Annotated in this window: 3 protein-coding genes; all 3 read right to left on the bottom strand. The window is 76.6% G+C overall.

Annotation, left to right across the window (positions count from 1 at the left end; translation table 11 throughout):
* Nucleotides 1-206: 206 nt before the first annotated feature.
* Nucleotides 207-1,040 carry an RNA methyltransferase gene (locus GQS09_RS27120; RefSeq protein ID WP_165990174.1) on the bottom strand — a complete coding sequence of 278 codons (834 nt, stop codon included), beginning with the start codon at nt 1,038-1,040 and terminating at the stop codon, nt 207-209.
* Nucleotides 1,037-2,284, bottom strand: a complete 1,248-nt coding sequence (gene cobA / locus GQS09_RS27115; RefSeq protein ID WP_165990173.1) for a uroporphyrinogen-III C-methyltransferase — start codon at nt 2,282-2,284, stop codon at nt 1,037-1,039. Before cobA ends, GQS09_RS27120 begins: the two co-directional genes overlap by 4 nt.
* Nucleotides 2,285-2,589: 305 nt before the next feature.
* A partial coding sequence (gene cobT, locus GQS09_RS27110) for a nicotinate-nucleotide--dimethylbenzimidazole phosphoribosyltransferase (protein WP_165990172.1) occupies nt 2,590-4,406 on the bottom strand: 1,817 nt, incomplete at its 5' end.

Raw genomic sequence — 4,406 nt, 5'->3', positions numbered from 1 at the left:
GCGGCCCGTCCGCGCCCCCGGCCGCAGCGGCGGGGGGTGGACCGGCGGCTGCTGCGGCAGCGGCTGGTGGTCTTCGTGACGGTGACCCTGCTGGTGATCCTCGGTCTGACCGCCGTCCAGGGCTGCCAGGGCGCCCTCTGACGGGGGGGTGCCCCGCCCCGGTCGCGGAGCGGACGGGCACGGGAGGGTGCGGAAGGGGTACGGGGTCAGCGGCGGCCGGGCGCCAGGGTGTAGAAGGCCACGGCGGAGGCGGCGGCCACGTTCAGCGAGTCCACCCCGGCGGCCATCGGGATCCGTACCGTGACGTCGGCCGCGGCCAGGGTGGCCGGGCGCAGCCCCTCGCCCTCGGTGCCCAGGACGAGGGCGGTCCGGGGAGGGCACCGGGCGGCGAACTCGTCCAGGGTGACCGCGTCCGGGGCGAGGGCCAGCGCGGCGGTCAGATAGCCGGCCTCGCGCAGCAGCGCGAGCCCGCCGGGCCAGGGCTCGATCCGGGTCCACGGGATCTGCAGCACGGCGCCCATCGACACCTTCACCGAGCGCCGGTAGAGCGGGTCGGCACAGCCCGGGGTGACCAGCACGGCGTCCATGCCGAGGGCGGCGGCGCTGCGGAAGGCGGCGCCGACATTGGCATGGTCGACGATGTCCTCCAGGACCGCGATCCGGCTCACGTCCCGGCCCCGGGCCGGCCCGGCCAGCAGGGCGGCCGGATCGGGCAGCGGCCTGCGGGCCATGGCGGCGAGCGCGCCCCGGTGCACGTGATAGCCCGTCACCTGCTCGGCCAGCTCCGGGGAGACCAGGTAGACCGGGGCCGGCCCGGTCTCGGTGAGATCCCGCATGGCCTCCGCCCACCTGGGGGTGAGCAGCATGGACCGCATGCGGTAACCGGCGTCCAGCGCACGGCGGATGACCTTCTCGCCCTCCGCCATGAACAGTCCCTCGGCCGGCTCGCGCACCCGGCGCAGGGCCACATCGGTGAGCCCGGTGTAGTCGGCCAGCCGGGGGTCGGCGGGATCGGTGATCTCCACCGGCCGCGCGGTCACCGGACCTCTTCCCCGGTGGTGCGGCCGTGGCCCACCGCGACCACATCGCCGATGACGATGACGGCGGGCGGCCGGATCTCCGCCTCGGCGATCCGGCCGGCCACGGTGGCCAGGGTGGCGTCCACCCGGCGCTGGGCGGCCATGGTGCCCTCCTGGACGACGGCGACCGGGGTGTCGGCGGAGCGGCCGTGCCGGATCAGGGTGCCGGCGATGGCGCCGATGCGCTCCACCGCCATCAGCAGCACCAGGGTGCCGCGCAGCCCGGCCAGGGCGGGCCAGTCCACCAGGGAACCCGGGCTGTCGGGCGCGACATGGCCGCTGACCACGGTGAACTCATGGGCGACACCCCGGTGGGTGACGGGGATGCCGGCCGCGGAGGGCACGCTGATGGCGCTGGAGATGCCGGGCACCACGGTGACCGGGATGCCGGCCTCGGTGAGCGCCTGGACCTCCTCCATGCCGCGTCCGAAGACGTAGGGGTCGCCGCCCTTGAGCCGGACCACCGACCTGCCGGCCTTGGCGTGCTCGATCAGGGCGTTGTTGATGGCCTCCTGGGCCATGGCGCGCCCGTAGGGGATCTTCGCCGCGTCGATGACCTCCACATGCGGGGGAAGTTCGTCGAGCAGCTCGCGCGGGCCGAGGCGGTCGGCGATGACGACATCCGCCTCGGCCAGCAGCCGCCGGCCGCGCACGGTGATCAGGTCGGGGTCGCCCGGACCGCCGCCGACCAGGGCCACCCCGGGGGCGCGGCCGCGGTGCCGGGGGGCGGTCAGCGTGCCGTCCCGCAGGCCCTCCACCACGGCGTCGCGCACGGCGGCCGAGCGGCGCGGGTCGCGTCCGGTGAGCACGGCCACGGTGACGCCCTCGCTCCGGCCGGTGGCCGGGGTCCAGGCGGTGGCCGCCTCGGCGTCGTCGCTGCGCACGCACCACACCCGGGCGGTCTCGGCCTCGGCGGATGCGGCGGCGTTGACCGCCGGGTCGTCGGTGGCGATCAGCGCGTACCAGGCGTCGGCCAGGTCGCCCGGCCGGTATCCGCGGGGCTCCCAGCGGAGTTCGCCCGCCTCGGCCATGGCCTGGACGGAGGGCGTGACCTCGGGGGCGATCAGCCGGACGTCGGCACCGGCGGCGAGCAGCGCGGGCAGCCGCCGCTGGGCGACGGTGCCGCCGCCGAGGACGACGACGCGCCGGCCGGCGAGGCGGAGGCCGACGGGGTACGCGGGGTGATCGGGCGCAGGCACGGGCATGGGCGGTACGGGCTCCTCGCGGCTCGGGGGGTAGATCGCTGCCGCTGCGGCGCCGGAGCGGCTGGCCGGGGGCTCGGCCCCCGCATCACCTTACGATGCGGCGACCGGGCCGCGGCCGGGCCGGCCGCCCATCGGAACCACACCGTGCGCTACCTCACCTGCGGCGCCTCCCCGCTGCGAGGCCGGCGCCCGCTGCGCGGCGGCCGGTACCGCCCGCCGGCGGACGCGGGAGCGTTCTCCGCGTCCGGCGGGCGGGCGGCACCTGTGGCGCCGGGTCTCCCGGCCGGGAGGGCCGGCCGCAGGGATCAGTTCTTGTCGGTGATGCCGACGGCGTCGAAAGTGGCCACCTCGGCCATCGCCCGGGCCGCGGACTGCACCAGTGGCAGGGCCAGCAGCGCGCCGGTGCCCTCGCCGAGCCGCAGGTCGAGATCGACCAGCGGGCGCAGCCCCAGCGTGTTGAGCGCGGCGGCGTGGCCCGGCTCGGCGCTGCGGTGGCCGGCCACGCAGGCGGAGACCGCCTCCGGTGCGATGGCGCGGGCCACCAGCGCGGCCGCACCGGCACTCACGCCGTCCAGGATCACCGGGACCCGCAGCGAGGCGCCGCCCAGGATGAAGCCGGTGAGCGCGGCGTGCTCCAGGCCGCCGATGGCGGCCAGCAGGCCCAGCGGGTCGGCCGCCGGATCCGGCTGGTGCAGCTCCAGCGCGCGCCGCACCACCTCGACCTTGTGGGCGTGCGTCTCGTCGTTGATACCGGTGCCGCGGCCGGTGACCTCGGCCGGGTCGGCCCCGGTGCAGGCGGCGATCAGCGCGGCCGACACGGTGGTGTTGGCGATGCCCATCTCCCCGGTGAGCAGCGCCCGGTTGCCCGCGGCCACCAGGTCGCGGGCGGTCTCGATGCCGATCTCGACGGCGCGCTGCGCCTCCTCGCGGCTCATGGCCGGGCCGGCCGTCAGGTCGGCGGTGCCGGGGCGGACCTTGCGCGGCAGCAGGCCCGGGGTGGCGGGCAGTTCACCGGCCACGCCCACGTCGATCACGCAGACCTCGGCCCCGACCTGGTTGGCGAAGGCGTTGCACACCGCTCCCCCGCCCAGGAAGTTGGCCACCATCTGGGCGGTGACCTCCTGCGGCCACGGGGTGACGCCCTGGGCGTGCACCCCGTGGTCACCGGCGAAGACGGCCACCGCGGCCGGCTCCGGCACGGGCGGGGGGCAGAGCCGGGACAGCCCGCACAGCTGGGCGCCGATGATCTCCAGCGCGCCCAGCGAGCCGGCCGGCTTGGTCATCCGCTTCTGGCGCTCCCAGGCCTCGCCGAGCGCCTGGGCGTCCAGCGGGCGGATCTGGTCCAGGGTCTCGGCGAGCAGGTCGTGCGGGTCGGCGCCGGGCAGGGCGCGGCGGCCGTAGGACTCCTCGTGCACCACCCAGGACAGCGGGCGGCGGCGGGACCAGCCCGTCTGCACCAGCTCGGGCTCGTCCGGGAACTCGTCGACATAGCCGATGCAGAGATACGCCACGATCTCCAGGTGGTCCGGGAGTTCGAGGGCGCGGACCAGTTCGCGCTCGTCGAAGAAGCTGACCCAGCCGACGCCCAGTCCCTCGGCGCGCGCGGCCAGCCAGAGGTTCTCCACGGCGAGGGCGGAGGAGTACGGCGCCATCTGCGGCTGGGAGTGGCGGCCCAGGGTGTGCCGGCCGCCCCGGGTGGGGTCGGCGGTCACCACGATGTTGACCGGGGTTTCGAGGATGGCCTCGACCTTCAGCTCCTTGAACTGCTTGGCGCGCGCCCGGGGCAGGGACTTGGCGTATGCCTCGCGCTGCCGCATGGCCAGCTCGTGGACCTTCTGGCGGGTCTCCTCGGAGCGGATGATGACGAAGTCCCAGGGCTGGGAGTGGCCCACGCTGGGCGCGGTGTGCGCGGCCTCCAGGACCCGCAGCAGCACCTCGTGCGGGATGGGGTCGGAGCGGAAGCCGTTGCGGACGTCGCGGCGCTCGCGCATCAGGCGGTGCACGGCCTCGCGTTCGGCCTCGGCATAGCCGGGGGCGGGCTCGCCCCCGGGGGGCAGCGGGGCGTCGCCGGCCCCGGGGGGACCGGCCGGCTCGGCCTCCGGGCCGGCCTGCGGCGGGACGG

Source organism: Streptomyces sp. YIM 98790, from assembly GCF_011421595.1.
Lineage (GTDB): Bacteria > Actinomycetota > Actinomycetes > Streptomycetales > Streptomycetaceae > Streptomyces.
The sequence above is the reverse complement of the archived record's forward strand: the minus strand, read 5'-3'. Positions and strand labels throughout refer to the sequence as shown.

Coding starts and splice junctions, on each gene's coding strand:
- cobA (WP_165990173.1), bottom strand. CDS start 2,284: ATGCCCGTGCCTGCGCCCGATCACCCCGCGTACCCCGTCGGCCTCCGC.